The organism is Salinactinospora qingdaonensis, from assembly GCF_039539445.1.
GTDB classification, from domain to species: Bacteria; Actinomycetota; Actinomycetes; order Streptosporangiales; family Streptosporangiaceae; genus Salinactinospora; species Salinactinospora qingdaonensis.
In genome coordinates this window covers 1-872 of sequence record NZ_BAABDD010000081.1, presented here as the reverse complement: position 1 = coordinate 872, position 872 = coordinate 1, and the positions used below count along the sequence as shown (strand labels likewise).

The window sequence follows — 872 nt, the reverse complement described above, 5'->3', positions numbered from 1 at the left end:
CGGTGATGACGGTGGTGGTTCCTCGGGTGGTCTTGAGGGCTGGGCGACCCAGAACGGCGGCACCACCGGCGGCGCGGGCGGCGACACCGTCACCGTCTCCAGCGCCAGCGGCCTCATCAACGCCATGCAAAGCAGCGAACCGCTGACCATCCAGCTCAACGGCAGCGTGAACCTGTCGGGCATGAACGACATCGCCTCCGACAAGACCCTGGTCGGCCTGGGCTCCGGCGCCACCATCACCGGCGGCGGCATCGACGTGGATGAGGCCCACAACGTCATCATCCAAAACATCAACTTCGCCGACTGGGACGACGACGCCATCAACCTGCAAGACGCTTCGACCAACGTCTGGATCGACCACAACAGCTTCACCAACGGCGACGACGGCGCCATCGACATCAAACGCGAATCCGACTACGTCACGGTGTCGTGGAACCACATCTACAACCACGGCAAGTCGATGCTGCTAGGCCACTCCGACGACCACACCGAAGACATCGGCCACCTCCGCGTGACCTACCACCACAACTTCTTCGACGGCAGCGAGAGTCGCCACCCCCGCGTGCGCTTCGGCAACCCCGTCCACGTCTACAACAACTACTACCGTGACAACGCCGAATACGGCGTGGCCTCCACCATGGGCGCCGGCGTCCTCGTCGAAGCCAACTACTTCGAAAACGTCGACCACCCCACCCACGTGGGCTACGCCGCCTCCGACCCCGGCAGTCTCATCGCCCAAAACAACGTCTACGACAACTCCGGAAGTCCCGAAACCTCCGGCAACGTCAACCCGATCCCCTACTCCTACACCACCGACAACCCCAACAACATCCCCAGCATCGTCACCAACAACGCCGGCCCCGGAAACATCT

General features: G+C 63.1%; 1 protein-coding gene. It reads left to right on the top strand.

Features of this window, described 5'->3' with window-relative positions; translation table 11 throughout:
- The coding region (locus ABD848_RS24885) for a pectate lyase family protein (protein WP_344977651.1) at positions 1-872 on the top strand (872 nt) is incomplete at both ends.